A 22,912-nucleotide genomic window follows, 5' to 3' on the forward strand; every position below is an offset into this window, starting at 1 on the left:
CCTCCGGCCCTTCGCACATCAGGACGTTGGTCCGATCAGTCGCGCAGGTTGGCGCAGGCCCGCTGGATGCGGCGGCAGGCTTCCTCCAGCGCTTCCGTGCTGGTGGCGTAGGAGATGCGGAAGTGCGGGGCGAGGCCGAAGGCCGAACCCTGGACGACCGCGACGCCTTCGGACTCCAGCAGGTAGGTGACGAAGTCCTCGTCGGTCCCGATCACCTTGCCGTCCGGGGTCTTCTTGCCGATGGTGCCGGCGCAGGACGGGTAGACGTAGAAGGCGCCTTCCGGCTTCGGGCACTTGATGCCGGTGGCCTGGTTCAGCATCGAAACGACGAGGTCGCGGCGCTGCCGGAACACCTCGGCGCGTTCCTTGATGAAGTCCTGCGGGCCGTTCAGCGCCTCGACGGCGGCGGCCTGCGAGATCGAGGTCGGGTTGGAGGTCGACTGGCTCTGGATCACGCCCATCGCCTTGATCAGATCCTTCGGGCCGCCGGCGTAGCCGATGCGCCAGCCGGTCATCGAATAGGACTTCGACACGCCGTTGACCGTCAGGGTACGGTCATACAGCTTCGGCTCCACCTGCGCCGGGGTGACGAACTCCAGGCCGTCGTACAGCAGGTGCTCGTACATGTCGTCGGTCATGATCCAGACATGCGGGTGCTTCACCAGCACGTCGGTCAGGGCCTTCATCTCCTCGCGGGTGTAGGCGGCGCCCGACGGGTTCGACGGGGAGTTCAGGATCAGCCACTTGGTCTTCGGCGTGATCGCCTTCTCCAGGTCGGCCGCCTGCAGCTTGAAGCCCTGCTCGGCCGGGCAGGAGACGAACACCGGCGTGCCCTCGGCCAGCTCCACCATGTCCGGGTAGGACACCCAGTAGGGGGCCGGGATGATCACCTCGTCGCCGGGGTTCAGCGAGGCCATCAGGGCGTTGTACAGCACCTGCTTGCCGCCGACGCCGACGGAGATCTGGTCGGCCGTGTACTTCAGGCCGTTCTCGCGCTCGAACTTGGCGCAAATGGCCTTCTTCAGCGCGGGCGTGCCGTCCACGGCGGTGTACTTGGTGTCGCCGGTCTCAATCGCCTTGATGGCGGCGGCCTTGATGTTGTCGGGGGTATCGAAGTCCGGCTCGCCGGCGCCAAGGCCGATGACGTCGCGACCGGCCGCTTTCAGCTCGCGGGCTTTGTTGGTCACGGCGATGGTCGGCGACGGCTTGATGCGCGACAGACGGGACGCGATGATCGACATGGCGGGATGACCCCCTGGAACGAAGTTGGCGGACGAAGTTGGCGGAAATGGGCCGTTTTTAACGCGACGCGGGACCTTACTTCCCCCTCAACCGGCTTGCAAGCCGCTCCCTGGATCGTTCGCACGCTTTCCTGAAACGGACGCCGCAGGCGAAGCGCCGGAGCCACACCGGACGGGCATTGGGCCGGGGGCAACGAAAGGTCGTCCCTTGACAGCGCGATCAACCCAATGAGTATGGCGGAGCAAAAACCTCAACGTTCCCGCACCCGGAGACCCGCATGTTCACCCGCATTTCCCTGGCCGCCGCCGCGGTCGCCCTGCTGCTCGCCGGCGGTTCGGCGATGGCCCCAGCGATGGCCCAGGACTCGATCAAGACCCGCAAGGACGGCTTCGAATCCACCAAGAAGGCGATGGCCGAGATCAAGGGCCTGCTGGAAGGCGGCACGGTGGCCCCGGTCGGCGCCGTGGCCCAGCGCGTCGGCGCCTTCGCCGGCCAGCTTCCGACCCTGTTCCCGGCCGGCAGCGACAAGGGCGACACCAAGGCCAAGGGCGAGATCTGGGCCAACTTCGGCGACTTCTCGGAAAAGGCCAAGAACTTCGAGACCGCCGCCAAGGCCCTGGAAACGACCGCCGCGACCGGCGACAAGGCCGCCACTGCCAAGCAGTTCGCAGCGCTCGGCGGCGCCTGCAAGGCCTGCCACGAGCGGTACCGCGCTGACTGACGGCCACCCCCCGGCCGTCTGATGTTCACCACCAAGACACCAAGAATCCCGCACCCTGCTCGCCGCGGCTTCTTGGTGCCTTGGTGCCTTGGTGGTGTCCCTCTCTCCGAAGGACCGGCTCACCCCGCCTGGACGACCGCCGCCACCACCCCCGCCGCCGCGGCGAGCACGGCCAGAGCCAGGGCCGCCGGGGTGCGCCTGGGCGATTCGACCGCCACACCCGCCGGGATCGCCTTGCGCCCGGTGACCATCGGCCGGACCAGGTTCTCCTTTTTCACCAGCAGGTAGGCCAGGACGGCCAGCACATGCACGCCGATGAGGATCAGGATCCCGTCGGACAGCAGCCGGTGCACCGTGCTGTAGGCCTTCACCGTGGCCGACGCCGCGATCGGCACCAGGGGCCCGTCCACAAGGATGTCGTCGGAGGTGAAGAGCCCGCTGACCGCCTGGGTCGTCAGCGCGGCCAGGAGCAGCAGCACCATCAGCCCGCCCATGGGGTTGTGGCCCAGAACGGGATGGGGCACCGGGCCGGGCCTGCCCGTGCGAACCAGCCCAACGGCGTAGTCCAGCACCGCGCGCGGTCCCTTCACGAAATCGCTGAACCGCGCCGTCTGGCTGCCGACCACCCCCCAGACCAGCCGGAACAGCAGGAGCGCCAGGATCGTCTCCCCCGCCAGCATGTGGATCGCCATACGGTCGAGCTTCGCCGAAGCGATCGCAACCGCCACCAGAAGGACCAGTCCCCAATGAAACAAGCGGGTCGGCAAGTCCCAGACGGTCACCTCGCGCGCGGAGCCACCTCGATTTGTGGTATTACCACCAGCCATGAATCAGCCCTCGCTTGTCGTGTTCTTGCCTTGTTTATGCCCGATTTGAAGGCGTTTGGCCTGCATTTCGGACGAAAAGCGGCGATGCAGCGGGGGCAAGGCGTCACAGCTCTGTCATTGCACTTGAAGGACAGGGCGTGGGGCGGATATGACGTAGCGAAAATCCAGCCCAAAAGGATCGCAGCGTCATGCCCGACAAGCAGCAGCTCCTCCACCTCGTGTTCGGCGGTGAACTCGTCCGCCCCGACTCCGACCAGTTCGTCGACCCCACGAAGGTCCACATCGTCGGCATCTTCCCGAATTACGACGAGGCCTACAAGGCGTGGCGCGGCGCCACCGGCGCCACCATCGACGACGCCCACACCCGCTATTTCATCGTGCACCTGCACCGGCTGATGGATCCGTCGGCCGACGGCCACAAGCATGATTGATCGCTGGCACGACTGATTTTCGACGCGACCAGTCGCCGGAACACCACGCCTCCGGCGACTGGAACTCGCGCGCCTCCGGCGACTGGAACTCGCGCGCCTCCGGCGACTGGAACTCGCGCGCCTCCGGCGACTGGAACTCGCGCGCCTCCGGCGCGTTGAGCCGAACGATGGCGGTTTTCTTCACCAGCGACACGCATTTCGGCCATGCCGGCGCCCTCAGCCGGTTCCGCCGCCCCTTCGCGTCGGTGGCGGAGATGGACGAGGCCATGGTGGCGAACTGGAACGCCACGGTTGGTCCCGACGACGAGATCTGGCACCTCGGCGACTTCGCCCTGCGCATGGGGCCCGAGTCGATGGCGTCCCTGCTGGACCGCCTGAACGGCACCAAGCACCTGATCACCGGCAACAACGACGGTCCCGCTACCCTGCGCCTGCCCGGCTGGGCCAGCGTGCAGGCCTACACCGAGATGGTCCTCCACGAGACTCGGCTGGTGATGTGCCACTACGCCTTCCGCACCTGGAACGCGATGTACAAGGGCGCCCTGAACCTGCACGGCCACAGCCACGGCCAGCTGAAGGGGATGCCCCGCCAGTTCGACGTCGGCGTCGATGTCTGGAAATTCCGCCCGGTCACCCTACCGGAGATCATCGCCTCGCGGCAGCGGAAGAAAAGGGACCAGGACCTCGCCCTGTAACAGCGTCGCCCGCCCACCGGCACCTTCCAGGAGGAACCGTGGCCCGGGGCCCAACGCTCATGTGCGAGATGATTTTGAAAGCGCTAAGCGCCTGAAAAGACTGGAGCGGGTGAAGGGAATCGAACCCTCGTCGTAAGCTTGGGAAGCTTCTGCTCTACCATTGAGCTACACCCGCGCCGCCACCTGTTTATAGGCGACGCTCACGCCGCTTTCAAGCGGTCCGAGCACGCCACAGGCGGGATTCTGAAATATCGCGGCTGGCAGAGAAGGCCATCGCTAGGGGAGCGACCCCGTTAGGGATGACGCTGGGCATGCCGACCTCCGCGCTGCCGACCATGCCGGCGGCACCGGCCAGGGCGCCGGGAGCCAGTTCGAGGCCGAGGAAGCGGTCGAGGTCGACCGGGCCCGGAAGGGCCATGCCGAGCGTCAGGTCCCGCGTGAAGCCGAAGCGGGCGTAGTACGGCGCGTCGCCGACCAGGATCACCGCGCGGTGGCCGAGCGCGGCCGCCTTGTTCAGGCTCATCCGGATCAGCTTGCTGCCGAGGCCGCCGCCCTGGAGCCGCTCCGATACCGCGATCGGGCCGAGCAGCAGCGCCGGCACTCCACTTCCGGCGACTTGGCCGCCGATGGTCACCGGCCAGTAGCGAATCGTGCCTTCCAGGATTTCGTTGCCGAACTCGTCATGCTCGATGGCGACAAGGCTCAGCTCCGGGATGGGGTCCACCCCGTCGCGCAGCTTGTAGGCGGTCTTCTTGAAGCGGTCCGGACCGAAGGACCGGTCGAGCAGGGCTTCGATCGCGGCGGCGTGCCGCGGCTCTTCGAGGGAGATGATCATCGACTGCGATTTCCCGGCGATAAGGCTAAGTCAGAGGCGGATCGCGCCGCCGCGCCGGGAGACCGCCGGTTCAGGTCCGGCCGTTGCCCGATGCGTCCGCGCGCGACCCAAGGACGATCGCGCCCGCGCACAGCGCGGACAGGCGTCGTCGTCGGATGCTGATGTCGTGCGGACGAGACATGAGCCAAGCTCATTGGCCGTTGCAGGGAAGCCCGCATATATCACTGACGGACAGGGGGTTCAAGTGATCGAAAACGGCCCGGCGCTCCGCCATCCCGCATGGCTTACCGGTGTGTCGCGCATGCATCGGCATGGTTGGCGGCATGGGCATCGGCACGGTCGGAGCCGCCGGCCGCGCCATGCCCCCTGGACAGCCGCTTTTCCGCACCCCTATTCTCTGCGACGGGAGTGCCGCCATGTACACGAAAGTCACCCGCGCGATCCGCGTCACGGTCCAACCGGTTTTCCTGGACGAGCAGTCGATGCCGGCCGAGAGCCGTTACGTCTGGGCCTACCATGTGCGCATCGAGAACGAAGGCCGCGAAACCGTCCAGCTGCGCACGCGCCATTGGCGCATCACCGACGCGCTGGGGCGCGTGCAGGAGGTGCGCGGCCCCGGCGTGGTCGGCGAACAGCCGGTGCTGGAGCCCGGCGGCTCCTTCGAATACACCAGCGGCACGCCGCTGCCCACGCCATCCGGCATCATGGTCGGCAGCTACCAGATGGAAACCAAGGGTGGCGAAACCTTCGACGTGGCCGTGCCGGCCTTTTCCCTGGACAGCCCGCACCAGCCCCGCCAGCTGAACTGACCGGTCCAATCCACAGCCTCTTGCCGCAACGGCGCGGCGACTCCTTGAAAGTGGGGCGCCGACGACCACCTGCGGGGAAATTCGGATTCGCCCGGGTGATCCGATCCGGCTAGGCTGCGTAGAAATTTCCGACCTTGCGGCTCAGTCATACAGTCGTAGGACGACACCGACGCACCGCGACATTGGCATCACGCGACTTTGGCATCGAAAGGTTCATACCGTGACGGCTTCCAAGACCCCGCACGCCGACAACGTCGTCCGCGGCCCCGGCCACACCCCCTCCACCAAGGCCGCGCCATCGCCGACCGGTGTTTCGCCGACCGAGGCCACGGACGTCGCGCGCCCGTCCCGCGCCGAGGCGGAGGAGGCTGTCCGCACGCTGATCCGCTGGGCCGGCGACGACCCGGCGCGCGAGGGGCTGCTCGGCACGCCGGACCGGGTCGTGCGCTCGTATGAGGAGTTCTTCGCGGGCTACACCGTCGATCCGGTGGACATCCTGAAGCGCACCTTCGAGGAGACCGACGGCTACGACGAGATGGTCGTGCTGCGCGACATCCGGCTGGAGTCGTACTGCGAGCACCACATGGTGCCGATCATCGGCAAGGCCCACGTCGCCTACCTGCCGCGCCACCGCGTGGTCGGCATCTCCAAGCTCGCCCGCCTGGTCGAGGCCTACGCCAAGCGCCTGCAGATCCAGGAGAAGATGACGGCGCAGATCGCCAACACCATCGACGAGATCCTGCAGCCCGAGGGCGTGGCCGTGGTGATCGAGGCGCAGCACCAGTGCATGACCACGCGCGGCGTGCACAAGACCGGCGTCACCATGGTGACCAGCCGCATGCTGGGCGCCTTCCGCTCCGATCCGTCCACCCGGCGGGAGTTCCTGCAGATGATCGGCAACCCGTCCTCGCACGCCGAGTGACGGGGCTCGGGACGGCGTCTATTCCGCCCGGATGCCGTGCTGGCGCAGCAGGCTGTAGAGCGTCGGCCGGCTGATCCCCAGCAGACGGGCGGTGGCCGACAGGTTGCCGCCGGACCGGGCCAGCGCGTCGATCAGCGCGCGGCGTTCCGTCTCGTCGCGCAGCACGCGCAGGGTCGGTGGCGTGTCGCCGGTGTTCAGCCGCCGCCCTTCCATCTCCAGGTCGGCGCGCTGGAAGGCGCGCTGCACCACCGTGGCGAACTCGTGCGCGTCGATGGGCTTGCAGCAGACCTCGTGCGCCCCGCGCGCCACCGCGCGCACCGCCAGCGTCCGCTCGTCCCGCGGGGTCAGCGCGATCACCTTGATGGACGGCGCCTCCCCCAGGATCAGCGACAGCGCGTCCAGACCGTCGCGCGGCGCATCGCCGGACGGCACGGCGTCCGCCCCGTCCGACGGGAGAGCCACGGAAAGCGCCACCACGGCCGGCTTGTGGGCGCGCACGGCGTGCAGCGCCTCCCCCACCCCGCCCGCGCTGACCACCCGGCACACCGGCAGGGCGCTCTGCACCATCCCTTCCAGGGCCGGGTCTTCATCGACGATCAGCAGGGTGCGGGGAACCATGATGCTCCGATTGCGGGGTTCGGGTATCGGTGGGTGACAGTTGGTTGGCCGCCAGAATCGCGGCAGGCGCCCCATCTGTCCAAGGCGCGTTGGCATGACGACCTGCGCAATTTGGGCAAAATTGCGGCACCGAAGGGAGTGCACCACCCCCTCCTCCCGACCGTGTCCCTCTGGTAATGTCGCGGCTTCCTGGGATTCGAACGAGGACGAGGCGCGCCATGGCGGCGAAGGTCACACCGGCGGTGAACGCCGCCAAGGCGGCGGGGATCGCCCACCGCCTGCTGGAATACGACTATGATCCGTCAGCCGACGCCATCGGCCTGCACGCGGCGGCGGCGCTGGGGCTGGACCCGGCCATCGTCTACAAGACGCTGATCGTGCAGCTGGAACCAAAAGCGCTCGCCTGCGTGGTCATCCCCGTCGCGGCCAAGCTGGACCTGAAGGCCCTGGCCGCCGCGGCCGGGGCGAAGAAGGCCGACCTCGCCGACCCGACGCTGGCGGAGCGCACCACCGGCTATATGGTGGGCGGTATCAGCCCGCTCGGCCAACGCAAGGCGCTGCCCACCTTCATCGACGCCAGCGCCGAGTCGCTGCCGGAAATGGTCGTCAACGGCGGCCGCCGCGGCTTGCAGATCGTGCTGGCCCCGGCCGACCTGGCGCGCGCGACCAAGGCCACGGTGAAGTGCATCGTGGTGGGGTGATGCGGATTCACCACCAAGGCACCAAGACACCGAGAGTCCACGACATGCTGTGCGCGAGGATTCTTGGTGTCTTGGTGGTGACATTTCTTTTCAGACGTCCAGCGCGTCCCGCAGCAGCACCGCGACGTGCGTCGCGGCCCGGCCGCTGCCGTCCTGGATCTGGTGGCGGCAGGAGAAGCCGTCGGCGATGATCGGGGCGTCCGGGGCGGCGGCGCGGATCGTCGGCAGCAGCGACAGCTCGGCCATCGCCTTCGACGCCTCGTAATGCTCCGCCTCCAAGCCGAAGCTGCCAGCCATGCCGCAGCAGGTGGCGTCGATCAGGTCGAACTCGAAGCCGGGGATCCAGGACAGGACCTTGCGCACCGACTTCATGGCGCCGATGGCCTTCTGATGGCAGTGGCCGTGCAGCAGCGCCTTCGGGCGGTTCAGCGGCTTCAGCGGCAGGGTCATGCCGCGCGCCGCCTCGCGCACCAGGAACTCTTCGAACAGGAAGGCCTGCTTGCCGACCTGCCCGACCTCCGCCCCCAGCCCCAGCGAGTAGAACTCGTCGCGCAGGGCCATCAGGCAGGACGGCTCCAGACCCACGATGGGCGTGCCGGCGGCGATGGCCGGGCGCAACGCCGCCATGACGCGCTTGGCCTCGCGCCGGGCACGCTCCACCTGGCCGGTGGACAGGTAGGTGCGCCCGCAGCAGAGCGGCCGGTCCAGCTCCGCATCGTCCGCAGCGGGGCGCAGAGCCCGCACGCCGTAGCCGGCCGCACTCAACACGGCGGTGGCGGCCTCCGCGACCTCCGGCTCGAAATGGTGGCTGAAGGTGTCGACGAAGAGCAGGACCTCGCCGCGCGGGGCTTCCGCGGGGGCGGTCTTCGACTCGGCGAAGGGCGTGCCGGCCGGCGGCGGCATCGGCCGATCCGCGGCGATGCCCAGCAGCCGCTCCGCGATGCGAGCCAGCAGGCGGGAGCGGTTGCGCAGCCGCACGATCCCGCGCACGGCGCGGCGGTGGTGGCCGACCCAGGCTGGCAGGTTGCCGAACAGCCGGGCGCGCCGCGGCACGCCCAGCGCGTCGTTGCGCTGGGCCAGGAACTCCGTCTTGATCAGCGTCATGTCCACGGCGCTGGGGCATTCCTTCTTGCAGCCCTTGCAAGACACGCAGAGGTCCATCACCGCCGCCAGCTCCGCCCCGGCAAAGGGGTTCTCCCCCAGCTCTCCGTTCAGCGCGGCCTTGAAGGCGGCCACCCGCGCCTCCGTCGAATGGGCCGGGTCGCCGGTGATGCGGAAGCTGGGGCACATCACGCCCTTGCCGGTGCTGCGCTGGCACTGGCGGTTGTGCATGCAGACGGCCACGGCCTTGGCGTAGTTGCCGCCGCTGATGGGAACGCCGGAAAAGGCGTCCCCCATGCCGTAGGTGTCGTAGGCGGACCAGTCCAGATGCGTCTTCATGGCGACCTCCGCCGGCGCCGATGCAAGGTCCAAGCCAGGAGGATTCCGCGGGGATTTCAAGGACTGCGCGTCGCAAAACCGACAAGGCAGGGACGTTCGGATCGGCCGGATGTTCGGATTCCGCCGAAGCCCGCCGGCCGCTATGGTGGCGGCCACGCACGAAGACGGGGTGCCCCGGCCACCCACAAGCGGGCACAACGGGGGACCAAGAGCCGAGAGGGCACATGCAGCCGATCATCCAGGTCCGGGGGCTGGAGAAAACCTACGCCTCGGGATTCCAGGCCCTGAAGGGCATCGACCTCGACATCCGCCGGGGCGAGATCTTCGCCCTGCTCGGTCCCAACGGGGCGGGCAAGACGACGATGATCAGCATCGTCTGCGGCATCGTGCGGGCCAGCGCCGGCACGGTGACGGTGGACGGCCACGACATCGTGACGGACTGGCGCGCCGCGCGCTCCCTGATCGGGCTGGTCCCGCAGGAGCTGACCACCGAGGCGTTCGAGAGCGTCTGGGCCACCGTCAGCTTCAGCCGCGGCCTGTTCGGCAAGCCGCCGAACCCGGCCCTGATCGAGCGGATCCTGCGCGACCTGTCGCTGTGGGAGAAGAAGGACAGCAAGGTCATAGCGCTGTCCGGCGGCATGAAGCGCCGCGTCATGATCGCCAAGGCCCTGTCGCACGAACCGCGCATCCTGTTCCTGGACGAGCCGACGGCCGGCGTGGACGTGGAGCTGCGCCGCGGCATGTGGGAGATGATCGGCCGCCTGCGCGAGAGCGGCGTGACCATCATCCTGACCACCCACTACATCGAGGAGGCGGAGGAGATGGCCGACACCGTCGGCGTCATCTCCGGCGGCCGCATCATCCTGGTGGAGAAGAAGGCCGCGCTGATGGAGCAGCTGGGCCAGCGCCAGCTGACGCTTCAGCTGCAAAGCCCCTTGCCCGCCATCCCGGCGGAGCTGTCCAGCTATCCCCTGACCCTGTCGGAGGACGGGCGGAAGTTGGTCTACCGCTTCGACAGCCAGCACGAGCACACGGGCATCGCGACCCTGCTGCGCCGGCTCGGCGACCACGGAATCGATTTCACCAACCTGCGCACCGAGGAAAGCTCCCTGGAGGAGATCTTCGTCAGCCTGGTCAGGGAGCGCGCGTGATGACCGCCGCGATCAATCTTCACGCCATCAAGGCGATCTATCTGTTCGAACTGGCCCGCACCTGGCGCACGCTGTTCCAGAGCATCGCCGGCCCGGTGATCTCCACCTCGCTCTACTTCATCGTGTTCGGGGCGGCGATCGGGTCGCGCTTCACGGCGGTGGAGGGCGTCAGCTACGGCGCCTTCCTGGTGCCGGGGCTGGTCATGATGTCGGTGCTGACGGAAAGCGTGTCGAACGCCTCCTTCGGCATCTACATGCCGCGCTATTCCGGCACGATCTACGAGGTGCTGTCGGCGCCCATCTCCGCCTTCGAGACGGTCATCGGCTATGTCGGGGCGGCGGCGACCAAGTCGATCATCCTCGGCACGCTGATCCTGCTGACGGCGCGGCTGTTCGTGGACTTCTCCATCGCCCACCCCTTCTGGATGGTCGCCTTCCTGGTGCTGACCTCCGTCACCTTCAGCCTGCTGGGCTTCATCCTCGGCATCTGGGCGGACGGCTGGGAGAAGCTGCAGATCGTGCCGCTGCTGATCGTGACGCCGCTGGCCTTCCTGGGCGGCAGCTTCTACTCGATCAGCATGCTGCCGCCCTTCTGGCAGAAGGTGACGCTGTTCAACCCGGTGGTCTATCTGGTCAGCGGCTTCCGCTGGAGCTTCTACGGCACGGCCGACGTCCCCGTGGCCCTGAGCCTCGCCATGACCGCGCTGTTCCTGGTGATCTGCCTGGGCGTGGTCTGGTGGATTTTCCGCACGGGGTACAAGCTGAAGAATTGATGGTTGCTTGAATCGTAGGTTGGGTGGAGCGCCAGCGAAACCCAACATCGTCGCCGTGATAGGGGTGTTGGGTTGCGCCTGCGGCTCCACCCAACCTACGATTCGGCTCTGCCCTCTGGCAGGAATTGATGGCAGGAATTGACGGTCGCTTGTCATTGCCGCCAACCCTTGCCTGACCGACGATCTCCCGACCGCTTCTCATCCCGGTCGCATGGAGGTCCCCGCATGCTCCCCACCCTGTCCCCCGGCCGCCGCGATGCCTGGGTGCTTGCCCTGTGCCAGGGGCTGTACACCGCCGCCATTTCCATCGACCTGACGCTGACCGGGCTGACCGGCTACCAGCTGGCCCCGGACAAGGCGCTGGCCACCCTGCCCTTCGCGCTGATCACCGTGGCCGGCGCCGTTGTCACGCTGTCGGCGTCCTTCCTGTTGCAGCGGCTGGGGCGGCGGCTGGGCTTCGCGCTCGGCGCGCTGGCCGGGGCCTGCGGCGGGGCGGTGTCGGTCTGGGCGGTGATGCACGCGAACTTCTGGGTCTTCTGCCTGGGCACGGCGGCGGTCGGGGTGTTCCAGGCCTTCGCCATGTATTACCGGCTGGCCGCCGCCGACGCGGTCGGGCCGGACGAGAAGGGGCGTGCGGTGTCTCGCGTGCTGGCCGGCGGAGTCGTCGCGGCGGTGCTCGGCCCGCTGCTGGCGGCCTGGAGCAAGGACCTGTTCCCCACGGCGCTGTTCGCCGGCGCCTACCTGATGGTCTGCCTGCTCGGCCTGCTGTCGCTGGCGCTGCTGCTTGGATTCTACCGCGACCACCAGACCGCCGCGGCGGCGGGCTCGCAGGCGCATGAGCCGCCACGGCCCTTCGCCGAGGTCGCCCGGCAGCCGATCTTCGCGGCCTCCGTCGCCAACAACGTGATCGGGTCGGCGGTGATGATGCTGGTGATGACCGCCGCCCCGCTCGCCGCGGTCGGGCACCACCACAGCATCGATGACGGGGCCGGCATCATCCAGTGGCACATGGTCGGCATGTACGCGCCGTCGCTCGTCGCCGGGGCGCTGATCCAGCGCGTCGGGCTGGGGCCGATGCTGTTCGCCGGCATGGTGTTGAACGCGGTCTGCGTTGCCGTGGCGATGGCCTCAACCGGCCTGACGGCCTTCTACCTCGCCCTGTTCTGCCTGGGGGTGGGCTGGAACTTCATGTTCGTCGGCGGCACCACCCTGCTCGCCCAGTCCTACCGCCCGGCGGAGCGCGCCAAGGTCCAGGGCCTCGCCGAGTTGGCCCGCTTTGTGGTCACCGCCATGGCGTCGCTCGTGGCAGGGCCGCTGCTGGAGCGCTATGGTTGGGCGGGACTGAACGTGGCGGTCCTGCCGCTGCTGGCACTGGCCGCCGTGATGACCCTGTGGTGGGTGGCGGCGCAGCGGCGTGGGGCCGCCGTCCTGGAGCGAGCGTAAGGCATGATGTCGAAACCCAAGCTGGTTGCCCAAAAACTGGTGGCGATGCTGGCCTACGACGGGGTGAACCTGATCGACGTCAGCGGGCCGTTGCAGACCTTCCAGACCGCCGGGCGGCTGGCGCGGGAGGCGGGGCTGCCCCCGCCCTACGAACTCCGCACGGTCTCCGTCGCCGGTGGCGGGGTGACGACCGGCCCCGGCCTGCCCATCCTGACGGAGCCGCTGGAGTCGCTGGACGGCCAGCCGGTCGACACGCTGCTGGTGCCCGGCGGCAGCCGGAACGGCCAGCCGATGGAGGAGCCGGAGCTGGTGGCCTGGCTGCGCCGGCGCGGGCCGGAGGTGCGGCGCCCCTGCTCCGTCTGCACCGGCGCCTTCCTGCTCGCCGACGCCGGGCTGCTGGACGGGCGGCGGGCGACGACCCACTGGGACTGGGCCGACCGGCTGAGCGCCCGCCACCCCGCCGTGACGGTCGACCCCGACCCGATCTTCATCAAGGACGGCCCGGTCTGGACCTCGGCCGGCGTCACCGCCGGCATCGACCTCGCGCTGGCGCTGGTGGAGGCCGACCTCGGTCACGCGCTGGCCATCGCCACGGCCCGGCAGCTGGTGATGTTCATGAAGCGGCCGGGCGGCCAGTCGCAGTTCAGCGTGCCGCTGTCGGCCCAATGCCGGAGTGACGGCGCCTTCCGCGACCTGCACGCCTGGATCGCCGCGCACCTGCACGAGGACCTGCGCATCGAGCGGCTGGCCGAGCAGGCCGGCATGTCGCCGCGCACCTTCGCCCGCCTCTACGTCGCCAAGGTCGGGCGCACGCCGGCCAAGACCGTGCAGGCCATGCGGCTGGAGGCGGCCTGCAACGCGCTGGAGCGCACCGGCGCGCCGTTGAAGCGCATCGCCGCCGACACCGGCTTCGGCGACGAGCAGACGCTGCGCCGTGTCTTCCAGAAACAGTACGGGATCAACCCGGTCGACTACCGCGCGCGCTTCTCGCTGCACGCGGAGTTGGCATAAGGAGAGGGGTTTTCACCACAGAGACACGGAGACACAGAGAAAAATAACCTTCTGTGTCTCCGTGTCTCTGTGGTTACTCTTCTTTCGATCAAATCCCGTCGAACAGAAGCTGCCCCGGCCCGTCCTTCGCAGCGGGCTTTTCCTTGGCCGCTTTCGGCTTCGCCGGCTTCTTCGGGGTTGCCGGCGGGTCCGGTGGAAGCAGGTCGGGCAGAGCGGCGCCGGCCGCTTCGGGCGGCGGTGCGGCGGGCTCCTCCGGCGGCGCAGCCATGGGCTCAACAGGCACAGGCTCAACAGGCGCGGGCTCAGCAGGCACGAGTTCGGGCGCCGCAGCCTCCGGCGCCACGGCCTCAGGCTCGGCCTTCGGCTTGGCGGCCTTCTTCTTCCGCGGCGGGCGGGGCGCGAAGCCGATGCCCTCCTTGGCGCGCTCCTTCGCCTGGTCGCGGGCGACGGCCTCCGGCGCGTTCGGGTCGCCGTCCAGCCACTTGCCGCGCTTGATGACCTCGTTCACGCGCCCCTGGTTCACGCCCAACTGGAAGGCGATCTCCTGCTGGGTCATGTCCGTGGTGTGGTGCAGGTGCAGGATCTCCGCCGCCAGTTCCGGCGTCATCTTCCGCCCGGTCAGCCGCCGCGCCGGCCGGACCGTCCGGTTGGCGCGGTCGCGGTCCCGGAGCTTGTCCAGGATCTCCAGCGCCTCGGTGTTGTTCGCGGCCTTCAGGGCCTCCTCGAATTCCTTCAAGGTCGTCACGCGATCCTCCCGCCCCCATTCCCGACAGAGCCGCCCGCCCGACAATATGAGACCCGCGCACCCCGATTGAAAGGATGCGGAGGTCTGGCCGCCCAAATCCTGCGGCATCCTGCGGCACAGCGCCGCAGCCAACCGTTTGCGTTCATCGCGTACGACCCCCGCCGGCCCGGCCATTTGACATCGGCCGAAAGTTTCGTGACTCTCCAATCCGACGTGGCGCACGGATCCGCCCTGCACCGCTCCCCGTTCAGCCAAACCGCCCAACGACGTCGGGACGCAGAGCCGATGGACAGCACCGCCAGCCAAACTCCCGACAACCAATCTCCCGACATCCGGGCTCTCGACCCGGCCCTTCTCCTGGAGGTCATCCAGGCGCAGACGGCCATCGCGAAGTTCGGGCTGGACCTGGGCGGGGTCATCCACTTCGTCACGGAGCGGGTGCAGGCGCTGACCGGCGCCAGCGGCGCGATGGTCGAGCTGGCCGAGGGCGACGAGATGGTCTACCGGGCGGCGTCCGGCATGGCCGAAGCGCAGCTCGGGCTGCGGCTGAAGCGGTCGGGCAGCCTGTCCGGCCTGTGCGTCGAGCGGGGCCGCATCCTGCGCTGCGACGATTCGGAATACGACGAGCGCGTAGACCGCGAGGCCTGCCGCCGGGTCGGGCTGCGCTCGATGGTGGTCGCCCCGCTCACCCACAACGGCACGACCGTCGGCGTCCTGAAGATCGCCTCGCCCGAACCCTGCGCCTTCGACGACCAGAACATCCTGGTGCTGACGCTGATGCGCGACCTGATCGCGGCGGCCATGTTCCACGCCGTCCAGCACGAGACCAGCGAGCTTTACCACCGCGCCACCCACGACGCGCTGACCGGGCTCGCCAACCGGGCGCTGTTCTACGACCGCCTGCGCCAGAGCCTCGCGCTCGCCGTTCGGCAGTCGTCGCAGTTCGGCGTCCTCAACCTCGACATGGACGGGCTGAAGACGATCAACGACCAATACGGCCACCGGGCCGGCGACGCCGCGATCCGGGAGACCGCCGCGCGCATCCGCGACGCGCTGCGCAAGTCCGACGTGGCGGCCCGGCTGGGCGGCGATGAGTTCGGCGTCATCCTGTTCGGCGTCGAGGACCGCAACTGCGCCGCGGCCAGCGCGGAGCGAATCGCCGCGGAAATCCGCCGTCCCTTCGCCTTCGAGGACCGGTCCCTGCCGCTCGACGCCAGCATCGGCGTGGCCGTCTTCCCGGAGGACGGGGAAGAGATGGACACCCTCATCGAACGGGCCGACCAATCGATGTACGCAACCAAGCGCGGGCGCCAGGGCCGCCGCACCAATCACGCGTAGCCGCGTCCGCTCCGAACGAAAAAGCCCCCTCCGTTGCCGGAGGGGGCTTCGCATTGTCAGCGCGGGGAGAAGACCGTCAGGCGGTGCTGCCGTCCAGCACGGCGTCCGTCGTCTCGCCCTGCTGCAGGAAGGACGCGCGCAGCGGCTTCAGAACGAACAGGGCCAGGATCGCCGCCACCGCGTTGAAGGACGCGGCGATGTAGAATACGGCGTGCCAGCCGAAGTGGCTCGCGATGATGCTGCTGAGCGGGACCATAAGGGCCGCGGTGCCCTTCGCGGTGTACAGCATGCCGGCGTTGGTCGCCGCGAACTTCGACCCGAAGGTGTCGCCCGCGGTGGCCGGGAACAGGCTGTAGATCTCGCCGAACACGCAGAAGAACAGCGCGGTGAACAGCACGAACAGCAGCGGGTTGCGGCCGAGCTGCGTCACCAGCACGATGGCGATGGCCGCGGTGCCGAAGGCGATGAACATGGTGTTCTCGCGGCCGATGTTGTCCGACACCCAGCCGAAGAACGGACGGCCGAGGCCGTCGAGGACGCGGTCCAACGAGATGGCCAGCGTCAGCGCCGGCAGCACGAGGCCCAGCAGGTTCACCGGCACGTCGGCGACGTGGAAGTCGTGGGCGATCGGCGCGATCTGCGCCGCGGCCATCAGGCCGCCGGAGGCCACCATGACGAACATGATGTACAGCAGCCAGAAGACCGGCGTGCGGATGACCTTGCCCGGGGCGAAATCGACCTTGGTCTGGGCCAGCCGGCTGACCTTGGCCGCCGCCTGGGTCTTCGGCGCCTTCCGCAGGAACCAGGACAGGACGAAGATGACCAGCCCCTGGGCGACGCCGAAGAACAGGAAGGCCTGCTCGTAGCCCTGCGACTGGATCATGTTGGCGATGGGGATGATCGTCGCGGCGGCACCGGCGCCGAAGCCGGCGGCGGTGATGCCGGCCGCGAGGCCGCGCTGGGTCGGGAACCACTTCAGCGCGTTGCCGACGCAGGTGCCATAGACCGCGCCGGCGCCGACGCCAGCGACCACCGCACCCAGATAAATCATCGGCAGGCTGTCGGCGTAGCTGTCGATCACCCAGGAGAGGCCGACCAGGACGCTGCCGACCATCACGACGATCTGCGGGCCGTAGCGGTCGACGAACCAGCCCTCGACCGGGACCAGCCAGGTTTCAGTGAAGACGAAAATCGAAAAGGCGATCTGGATCGCCGCGCGGCCCCAGCCGTGCTTGGCGTCGATGGGGTCGACGAACAGCGTCCATCCGTACTGCAGGTTGGCGATCATCGCCATGCAGAGCAGTCCGACGGAAAGCTGGATCCACTTGTTGTTCACCAGGGATTCGGTGCTGTTGCTGCTCGAGGCCATTTCCTCAATCCCGTTGCGTGCGGAACTCCGGCGCGGTCGATCGGCCGGCGGTCCGGCCCCGACCCGCGGGGGGTTTTCTGGGGTCTATCGTGGCATCCGGGATTTGGTATTCCAAATACGCAATAAGCAAAGCTGTTCGGTTTTCACACAGTGGAAATCCACAACAATCTCACTTGCAAATTTCCGAGGAAGGGGTCGGGCGCCGGGCAACGGTCGCCCAAAACCGACATGCACCATAAGCGTATCTGTAATGCGGTATCTTGTATACCAGATACATTGCCGGAAAGCGGGAACGGGAGCATATTGGCCTCAAGCAACCCGCCCAACAATCAACACCAAAAAAACCCGCCCGATCACCCCCACAAACATCCCGAAGCGGAGACCCCCCATGCTCAACGCCATCGCCCGCGCCCTGTTCGGCAACGCCGTTTTCGCCCCGGCCTTCGCCGGCCCCGCCCCCCGGATCGCCAGCACCGCCGCCCCGCTCCGTTTCGTCCAGGCGCCCACCCAAGCGTCGATGGCCCGCACCGGCGGGGAACGCCCGGAGGAGGAGTCGCTGGACACCCCGCTCGCCTGGGCCGACTTCCCCCGCGGTTTCTGAGCGCCCACAGTTTCAATGCGTTTCCTCCGTCCGCGGCGTGACGGCGCGGACGGATGAGGCCGGCGGCGGCTTTGCGCTGTTGATCGGAACGGCAAAGCCTTGCATCGTGCCGCCTGTGGCGCCGCCTGTGGTGCTCTGCCGCCGTGCCGCGGCGCACGGCCCCAGGCGACACAGCTTGCGGCATGTATGATCACGAAAGGACCAACCGTGGTTTCCGTCACTCGTCCGACCACCCCCTTCGACGGCCAGAAGCCCGGCACCTCGGGGTTGCGCAAGGCCGTGAAGACCTTCGAACAGCCGCGCTACCTTGAGAATTTCGTCCAGTCCATCTTCGACTGCGTGGACGGGCTGGCCGGCGCCACGCTGGTTGTCGGCGGCGACGGGCGGTATCACAACCGCACCGCCGTTCAGACCATCCTGCGCATGGCCGCCGCCAACGGGGTCGGGCGCGTCGTCGTCGGCCGCGGCGGCATCCTGTCCACGCCGGCCGCCTCCTGCGTCATCCGCAAGCGTGGCGCCATCGGCGGCGTCATTCTGTCGGCCAGCCACAACCCCGGCGGCCCGGACGGCGACTTCGGCGTGAAGTTCAACGCCGCCAACGGCGGGCCGGCTCCGGAATCGCTGACCGACGCCTTCTTCGCCCGCTCCAAGGTCATCGACGCCTACAAGACGGTGGAGACGGCCGACCTCGACCTCGACCGGCTGGGCGAGACGACTCTCGACGGCATGGCGGTGGAGGTGATCGACCCGGTCGCCGACTATGCGGAGCTGATGGAGTCGCTGTTCGACATGGCGGCGATCCGCGCGCTGTTTGCGTCGGGTTTCCGCATGGTGTTCGACGCCATGCACGCGGTCACCGGCCCCTACGCCATCGAGATCCTGGAGCACCGCCTCGGCGCGACCCCCGGCACCGTGATCAACGGCACGCCGCTGGAGGATTTCGGCGGCCACCACCCCGACCCGAACCTCGCCCACGCGGAGGAGCTGGTTGCGCGCCTGTTCGGCGCCGACGCGCCGGACTTCGGCGCCGCATCGGACGGCGACGGCGATCGCAACATGATCCTCGGCCGCAACGTCTTCGTGTCGCCCAGCGACAGCCTCGCCGTGCTGGCCGCCAACGCGCACCATGTTCCGGCCTTCAAGGGCGGGCTGACGGGCGTGGCGCGGTCCATGCCGACCAGCCGGGCGACCGACCGCGTCGCCGCCCAGCTGGGCATTCCCTGTTATGAGACGCCGACGGGCTGGAAGTTCTTCGGCACGCTGCTGGACGCCGGGAAGATCAACCTGTGCGGCGAGGAGAGCTTCGGCACCGGCTCCGACCACGTCCGCGAGAAGGACGGCCTCTGGGCCGTGCTGATGTGGCTGAACATCCTGGCCGCCCGCCGGCTGTCGGTCGCCGAGCTGATGGACGAGCATTGGGGCACCTTCGGGCGCACCTACTACGGCCGCCACGACTACGAGGCGATCCCGCAGGAGGCCGCCGACGTCCTGATCGCGGAGCTGCGCGGCACACTGCCGTCGCTGGCCGGCACCGCGGTGGGCGGCCGCAAGGTGGCGGAGGCTGACGAGTTCTCCTACACCGACCCGGTGGACGGCAGCCGGTCGGACCGGCAGGGCCTGCGCGTGTCGTTCGAGGACGGCGCCCGCATCGTCTACCGCCTGTCCGGTACCGGCACGTCGGGCGCCACGCTCCGCGTCTATTTCGAGCGGTACGAGCCGGTCGGCGGCGCGCACGGCCTGGACGCTGCGGACGCGCTGAAGGATCTGGCATCCCTGGCCGCCGACCTCGCCGGCATCGAGCGCCACACCGGCCGCACCAAGCCGGATGTCGCCACGTAAAGGCTGGGCCACGTAAAGGCTGGGCCACGTAAGTAAGGACAGGCGCGGCCCGCTCCCAAGGCCTGGGCGGGCCGCCCGTCAACCGCTTTATCGCACAGGCGGAGCAAACTCCCGGCTTGCTTTGCGGGAGGTGCGTTTTCAATAATCCGGCCTTCCCCGACCGGGCGCCGACAGGCCGCCGCGGCGGGTGTTGCATTGTCTGATGAATCTCTGAACGAGGACCCATTCCATGCGCGCCTTTGACGGCCAGCATTCCGACAACGTCGCCATCAAGCGCACGCGGGAGCAGAAGCAGCTCCAGCTCCAGCAGTTGAAGGAGCAGCTCGCCACCTTGAAGTCGCACGCCGCCCCGGCGATCCGCGAGGCGCTGGTCAAGCGCATCGCCGAGCTGGACGCGGAGCTTCGCCAGCCCCCCAAGCCGCCCCGCGAAGGCCGTGAAGGTCGGGGTGATGGCCCGCGCGGTCCCCGTGGCGAGGGCCGCGGCGATGGGCCGCGCCGCGACGGCATCCGCGCCGAGGGCCCCCGTGGAGAAGGGCGTGGAGAGGGCCGTGGCGAAGGCCGCGGCGAGGGTGCCCGGTCGCCCTTCGCGTCGCCGCGCCGCCGCGGGTGAGTGCGTCCATGGGCGACGACTCGGCCGCCCCCTCTGGCCCTCCCTCTGGCGCCCCGGCAACGGGGCGCCGCCTGGTCGACCAGGCGTGGTTCCTTATGATGCTGCCGCCCCTGTTCTGGGCGAGCAACGCCGTCCTGGGCCGCGCGGTGGCGGGCGCGGTGCCGCCGATCGGGCTCGCCTTCTGGCGCTGGGCATTGGGGGCGCTGCTGGTGCTGCCCTTCGCCTGGCGGCACCTGCGCCAGGACGCGCGCACGCTGGCGACCCACTGGAAGATCGTCGCCCTGCTGTCCCTGATGGGCATCACGGTGTTCAACACCTTCCTCTACATCGGGCTGAACAGCACCACGGCGCTCAACTCCGTGATGATCCAGTCCACGATGCCGGTGCTGATCGTGCTGATAAGCCTAGCGCTGTTCGGCGACCGGGTGTCGCCGCGGCAGGGCCTGGGCGTGGCGGTGTCGCTGGCCGGCGCCTGCACCCTGATCGCGCGCGGCGACCCGGCGGTGCTGCTCGGGCTGCAGCTGAACACGGGCGACCTGTGGGTCTTCGCCGGAGTGCTGGGCTACGGCACCTACACCGCCCTGCTGCGCCGACGGCCGGCGGTCCACCCGCTCAGCTTCGTCGCCGCGACCTTCGGGGTCGGGATGCTGATGCTCCTGCCCGCCTACCTGTGGGAATCGCTGGCCGTGCGGCCGATGCCGCTCACCCCCACGGCGCTGGGGGCGGTCGCCTATGTGGCGCTGTTCCCGTCGATCCTGGCCTACCTGTGCTTCAACCGCTCGGTCGCGCTCGTCGGCGCCAACACGGCGGGGCTGGCCATCCACCTGATCCCGGTGTTCGGCAGCTTGCTCGCCATCCTGTTCCTCGGCGAGCAGCCGCACCTCTACCACGCCGTCGGCATCGCGCTGATCGCCGCCGGCATCCTGCTGGCGACCCGCAGGCGGGGGTGAGTCGTGCTGTCGGGTTGCGCTCCACCCAGGTGGAGCGCAACCCGACGTCCTTACTTCCGCGCGGCGATCGAGGTTTCGGCGGACTTCACGAGATCCGGGCCGATCTGCTTGGCCCACTTCTCGTAAACGGCCTTGGTCGCGCCCTGGAAGGCCTTCTGCTGGTCGGGGGTCAGCTGCACGACCTCCACGCCCTGGGTGGCGATGTCCTTCAGCAGGCTGTCGTCGCCGGCGGTGATGCCCTTGCGGGAGATGGCGATCTCCTCGGTCGCGGCCTGGACGGCGGCGGCGCGCACGGCCTCCTGGTCCTCCTTGGACCAGCTGGCCCAGACCTCCTTGTTGACCACGAAGATCAGCGGGTCGGCGACGTAGCCCCACAGCGTCAGGTGCTTCTGGCCGAGCGTCGGCAGCTTGCCGGCGACGAAGACGGCCAGCGGGTTTTCCTGTCCGTCCACGGCGCCCGTGGACAGCGCCGGCTGCGCGTCGGCCCAGCTCATCTGCGTCGGGTTGGCGCCCAGCGCGGTGAAGGTGTCGAGGTAGAGCGGCGAGCCGACGACGCGGATCTTCAGGCCCTTCAGGTCCTCCGGCTTGCTGATCGCGCGCTTGGAGTTGGAGATCTCGCGGAAGCCGTTCTCGCCCCAAGCCAGCGGCACCACGTCCTTGGTGCCCAGCAGGTCGAACAGCTGCTTGCCGACCGCCCCCTGCGTCAGCGCGTCCATGGCCTTGTGGTCGGGCATCAGGAAGGGCAGCGAGAAGAGGTTCAGCTCCTTCACCTGCGGCGACCAGTTGATGGTCGACCCCACGGCCATGTCGATCACGCCCTGGCGGAGCGCGGTGAATTCCTTGGTCTGGTCGCCGTTCACCAGCGACGAGCCCGGGTACATCTTCACATTGATGCGCCCGTTGGTCTTCTCCTTGACCAGCTCCGCCCAGCGGTCGCCACCGATGCCCCAGGGGAACGGCTTGCCCAGCACGGTGGACAGCTTGTATTCCGCCTTGTAATCCGCGGCCGCCCCCGAATCAAAGGTTGCCGGCAGCGCCATGGCGGCCAGCGCCAAGCCGGCGAGCAGAGCCCTCAGAGACTTCATCTTGTTTCCTCCCGAATGCCCGAAACGAAAGATCGGGAGCGGGATCGTACAGAGACACGCACGAGTGTTCCACGTTGAATTTGACGCCCGCGGTACGCGCGCCGACAATGGGGCCATGCAAACAGGCAATATCTTGGGCGCCGCCCTGCTGCTGGCGGCCCTTCTGCTGGCGGCGATGGCCATCTCCGTCCCGATGACAACGGCAATGGCGCAAACCGTGCCGCTCGGCCCCAACCCCAGCGAATGCGAGATCCAGGCGGCACTGTTCGGCGCCGCGGGCACCGGCTGCCCGCCGGTGGCGATGAAGCGCCCGCCGCCCGAGCCGGCGGCGCCGGCCCACGCCCCCGAAGCGGTCGCCCTGCCCGCGGTGCCCGGCCCGGTCACGCTGCCGGCGGTTGGGCTGAAGGCGGCCTTCCGGATCAACTTCGACTTCAACTCCGCCAGCATCCGGCTGGAGTCGCGCGCCGTGCTGGACCGCGTCGCCGCCGTGATGGCGGAGCCGGCCGCCGCGGCCACGCGCTTCCGCATCGTCGGCCACACCGACGCGGTCGGCACCGACCGGGCCAACCTGACGCTGTCGCAGCGGCGGGCCGGCGCGGTGGTGGATTATCTGGTGGAGCGCCACGGCATCCGCCGCGACCGGCTGGAGTCCGGCGGCATGGGTTCCCGCGAGCCGCTGATCCCCGCCGACCCCAAGGCCGCCGAAAACCGCCGCGTGGAGATCGTGAATTTGGGCGGGTGAGGAATCCGTAGATC

At 68.8% G+C, this 22,912-nt stretch carries 24 protein-coding genes and 1 tRNA gene; 16 read left to right on the forward strand and 9 right to left on the reverse strand.

Going from position 1 to position 22,912, the window contains the following annotated elements:
* Positions 1-35: 35 nt before the first annotated feature.
* Complete coding sequence (locus tag M2351_RS13715) at positions 36-1,241, reverse strand: aspartate transaminase (protein ID WP_264656600.1); 1,206 nt, start codon at positions 1,239-1,241, stop codon at positions 36-38.
* A gap of 278 nt (positions 1,242-1,519) precedes the next feature.
* Here M2351_RS13715 and M2351_RS13720 point away from each other — a divergent pair, with 278 nt between their 5' ends.
* Positions 1,520-1,963, forward strand: a complete 444-nt coding sequence (locus M2351_RS13720; RefSeq protein WP_264656601.1) for a c-type cytochrome — start codon at positions 1,520-1,522, stop codon at positions 1,961-1,963.
* 119 nt (positions 1,964-2,082) lie between these two features.
* On the opposite strand, the gene M2351_RS13725 is transcribed toward M2351_RS13720, so the two are convergent.
* Positions 2,083-2,730: a cytochrome b/b6 domain-containing protein gene (locus M2351_RS13725; protein ID WP_264656602.1), complete on the reverse strand. Its 648-nt coding sequence runs from the start codon at positions 2,728-2,730 to the stop codon at positions 2,083-2,085.
* Between the two features lie 248 nt (positions 2,731-2,978).
* On the opposite strand from M2351_RS13725, the gene M2351_RS13730 reads away from it, so the two are divergent.
* Both M2351_RS13730 and M2351_RS13735 read left to right on the forward strand, forming a co-directional pair.
* On the forward strand, positions 2,979-3,221 hold the full coding sequence (locus M2351_RS13730; protein ID WP_264656603.1) for a DUF4170 domain-containing protein: 243 nt from the start codon (positions 2,979-2,981) through the stop codon (positions 3,219-3,221).
* Positions 3,218-3,916 (forward strand): metallophosphoesterase, encoded by a 699-nt coding sequence (locus tag M2351_RS13735; RefSeq protein WP_264656604.1) that lies wholly within the window; start codon positions 3,218-3,220, stop codon positions 3,914-3,916. Before M2351_RS13730 ends, M2351_RS13735 begins: the two co-directional genes overlap by 4 nt.
* Before the next feature lie 101 nt (positions 3,917-4,017).
* Here the strand turns inward: M2351_RS13735 and M2351_RS13740 are convergent.
* Together M2351_RS13740 and M2351_RS13745 are read right to left on the reverse strand one after the other, a co-directional pair.
* Positions 4,018-4,091 (reverse strand) — tRNA-Gly (locus M2351_RS13740).
* Between the two features lie 36 nt (positions 4,092-4,127).
* Complete coding sequence (locus M2351_RS13745; RefSeq protein ID WP_264656605.1) at positions 4,128-4,751, reverse strand: GNAT family N-acetyltransferase; 624 nt, start codon at positions 4,749-4,751, stop codon at positions 4,128-4,130.
* 416 nt (positions 4,752-5,167) lie between these two features.
* Here M2351_RS13745 and apaG point away from each other — a divergent pair, with 416 nt between their 5' ends.
* A complete protein-coding gene (gene apaG / locus M2351_RS13750; protein WP_209770115.1) occupies positions 5,168-5,560 on the forward strand; it encodes a Co2+/Mg2+ efflux protein ApaG in 393 nt (130 codons plus the stop codon).
* 220 nt (positions 5,561-5,780) lie between these two features.
* A complete protein-coding gene (gene folE, locus M2351_RS13755) occupies positions 5,781-6,482 on the forward strand; it encodes a GTP cyclohydrolase I FolE (protein ID WP_264656606.1) in 702 nt (233 codons plus the stop codon).
* Between the two features lie 18 nt (positions 6,483-6,500).
* On the opposite strand, the gene M2351_RS13760 is transcribed toward folE, so the two are convergent.
* On the reverse strand, positions 6,501-7,100 hold the full coding sequence (locus tag M2351_RS13760; protein WP_264656607.1) for a helix-turn-helix domain-containing protein: 600 nt from the start codon (positions 7,098-7,100) through the stop codon (positions 6,501-6,503).
* A 218-nt stretch (positions 7,101-7,318) separates the two neighbouring features.
* Here M2351_RS13760 and ybaK point away from each other — a divergent pair, with 218 nt between their 5' ends.
* On the forward strand, positions 7,319-7,801 hold the full coding sequence (gene ybaK / locus M2351_RS13765; protein ID WP_264656608.1) for a Cys-tRNA(Pro) deacylase: 483 nt from the start codon (positions 7,319-7,321) through the stop codon (positions 7,799-7,801).
* A gap of 90 nt (positions 7,802-7,891) precedes the next feature.
* Here ybaK and M2351_RS13770 read toward each other — a convergent pair whose 3' ends face one another.
* On the reverse strand, positions 7,892-9,241 hold the full coding sequence (locus M2351_RS13770) for a (Fe-S)-binding protein (protein WP_264656609.1): 1,350 nt from the start codon (positions 9,239-9,241) through the stop codon (positions 7,892-7,894).
* A 224-nt stretch (positions 9,242-9,465) separates the two neighbouring features.
* On the opposite strand from M2351_RS13770, the gene M2351_RS13775 reads away from it, so the two are divergent.
* From M2351_RS13775 to M2351_RS13790, 4 genes are all read left to right on the forward strand, one after another.
* Positions 9,466-10,392 carry an ABC transporter ATP-binding protein gene (locus tag M2351_RS13775; protein ID WP_264656610.1) on the forward strand — a complete coding sequence of 309 codons (927 nt, stop codon included), beginning with the start codon at positions 9,466-9,468 and terminating at the stop codon, positions 10,390-10,392.
* Complete coding sequence (locus M2351_RS13780) at positions 10,392-11,165, forward strand: ABC transporter permease (RefSeq protein WP_264656611.1); 774 nt, start codon at positions 10,392-10,394, stop codon at positions 11,163-11,165. Before M2351_RS13775 ends, M2351_RS13780 begins: the two co-directional genes overlap by 1 nt.
* 225 nt (positions 11,166-11,390) lie before the next feature.
* Entirely contained in the window at positions 11,391-12,608 is a 1,218-nt protein-coding gene (locus M2351_RS13785; protein ID WP_264656612.1) for an MFS transporter, read from the forward strand.
* A 3-nt stretch (positions 12,609-12,611) separates the two neighbouring features.
* Positions 12,612-13,619, forward strand: coding sequence for a GlxA family transcriptional regulator (locus tag M2351_RS13790; protein ID WP_264656613.1), 1,008 nt, complete (start codon positions 12,612-12,614; stop codon positions 13,617-13,619).
* An 88-nt stretch (positions 13,620-13,707) separates the two neighbouring features.
* Here the strand turns inward: M2351_RS13790 and M2351_RS13795 are convergent, their stop codons facing one another.
* Positions 13,708-14,364, reverse strand: a complete 657-nt coding sequence (locus M2351_RS13795) for an RNA polymerase sigma factor sigma-70 region 4 domain-containing protein (RefSeq protein WP_264656614.1) — start codon at positions 14,362-14,364, stop codon at positions 13,708-13,710.
* Positions 14,365-14,649: 285 nt separating this feature from the next.
* Here M2351_RS13795 and M2351_RS13800 point away from each other — a divergent pair, with 285 nt between their 5' ends.
* The gene (locus M2351_RS13800; protein ID WP_264656615.1) at positions 14,650-15,702 is read left to right on the forward strand and encodes a sensor domain-containing diguanylate cyclase; all 1,053 of its coding nucleotides are present in this window, start codon (positions 14,650-14,652) and stop codon (positions 15,700-15,702) included.
* Between the two features lie 76 nt (positions 15,703-15,778).
* Here M2351_RS13800 and oxlT read toward each other — a convergent pair whose 3' ends face one another.
* Positions 15,779-17,071, reverse strand: a complete 1,293-nt coding sequence (gene oxlT / locus M2351_RS13805) for an oxalate/formate MFS antiporter (protein WP_264656616.1) — start codon at positions 17,069-17,071, stop codon at positions 15,779-15,781.
* Positions 17,072-17,459: 388 nt separating this feature from the next.
* Between oxlT and M2351_RS13810 the strand changes: the two genes are divergently transcribed.
* The 4 genes from M2351_RS13810 (at position 17,460) to M2351_RS13825 (ending at position 21,071) form a co-directional block, all read left to right on the forward strand.
* On the forward strand, positions 17,460-17,672 hold the full coding sequence (locus M2351_RS13810; RefSeq protein WP_264656617.1) for a hypothetical protein: 213 nt from the start codon (positions 17,460-17,462) through the stop codon (positions 17,670-17,672).
* 186 nt (positions 17,673-17,858) lie between these two features.
* Positions 17,859-19,511 carry an alpha-D-glucose phosphate-specific phosphoglucomutase gene (locus tag M2351_RS13815; RefSeq protein WP_264656618.1) on the forward strand — a complete coding sequence of 551 codons (1,653 nt, stop codon included), beginning with the start codon at positions 17,859-17,861 and terminating at the stop codon, positions 19,509-19,511.
* Positions 19,512-19,740: 229 nt separating this feature from the next.
* A complete protein-coding gene (locus tag M2351_RS13820; RefSeq protein WP_264656619.1) occupies positions 19,741-20,121 on the forward strand; it encodes a hypothetical protein in 381 nt (126 codons plus the stop codon).
* Between the two features lie 8 nt (positions 20,122-20,129).
* On the forward strand, positions 20,130-21,071 hold the full coding sequence (locus M2351_RS13825; RefSeq protein WP_264656620.1) for a DMT family transporter: 942 nt from the start codon (positions 20,130-20,132) through the stop codon (positions 21,069-21,071).
* A 50-nt stretch (positions 21,072-21,121) separates the two neighbouring features.
* On the opposite strand, the gene M2351_RS13830 is transcribed toward M2351_RS13825, so the two are convergent.
* Positions 21,122-22,156, reverse strand: a complete 1,035-nt coding sequence (locus tag M2351_RS13830) for a DctP family TRAP transporter solute-binding subunit (RefSeq protein ID WP_264656621.1) — start codon at positions 22,154-22,156, stop codon at positions 21,122-21,124.
* Positions 22,157-22,271: 115 nt separating this feature from the next.
* On the opposite strand from M2351_RS13830, the gene M2351_RS13835 reads away from it, so the two are divergent.
* The gene (locus tag M2351_RS13835; RefSeq protein ID WP_264656622.1) at positions 22,272-22,898 is read left to right on the forward strand and encodes an OmpA family protein; all 627 of its coding nucleotides are present in this window, start codon (positions 22,272-22,274) and stop codon (positions 22,896-22,898) included.
* Positions 22,899-22,912 lie beyond the last annotated feature (14 nt).

It is taken from the genome of Azospirillum canadense (genome assembly GCF_025961225.1).
In the GTDB taxonomy this organism is placed as follows: Bacteria; Pseudomonadota; Alphaproteobacteria; order Azospirillales; family Azospirillaceae; genus Azospirillum; species Azospirillum canadense.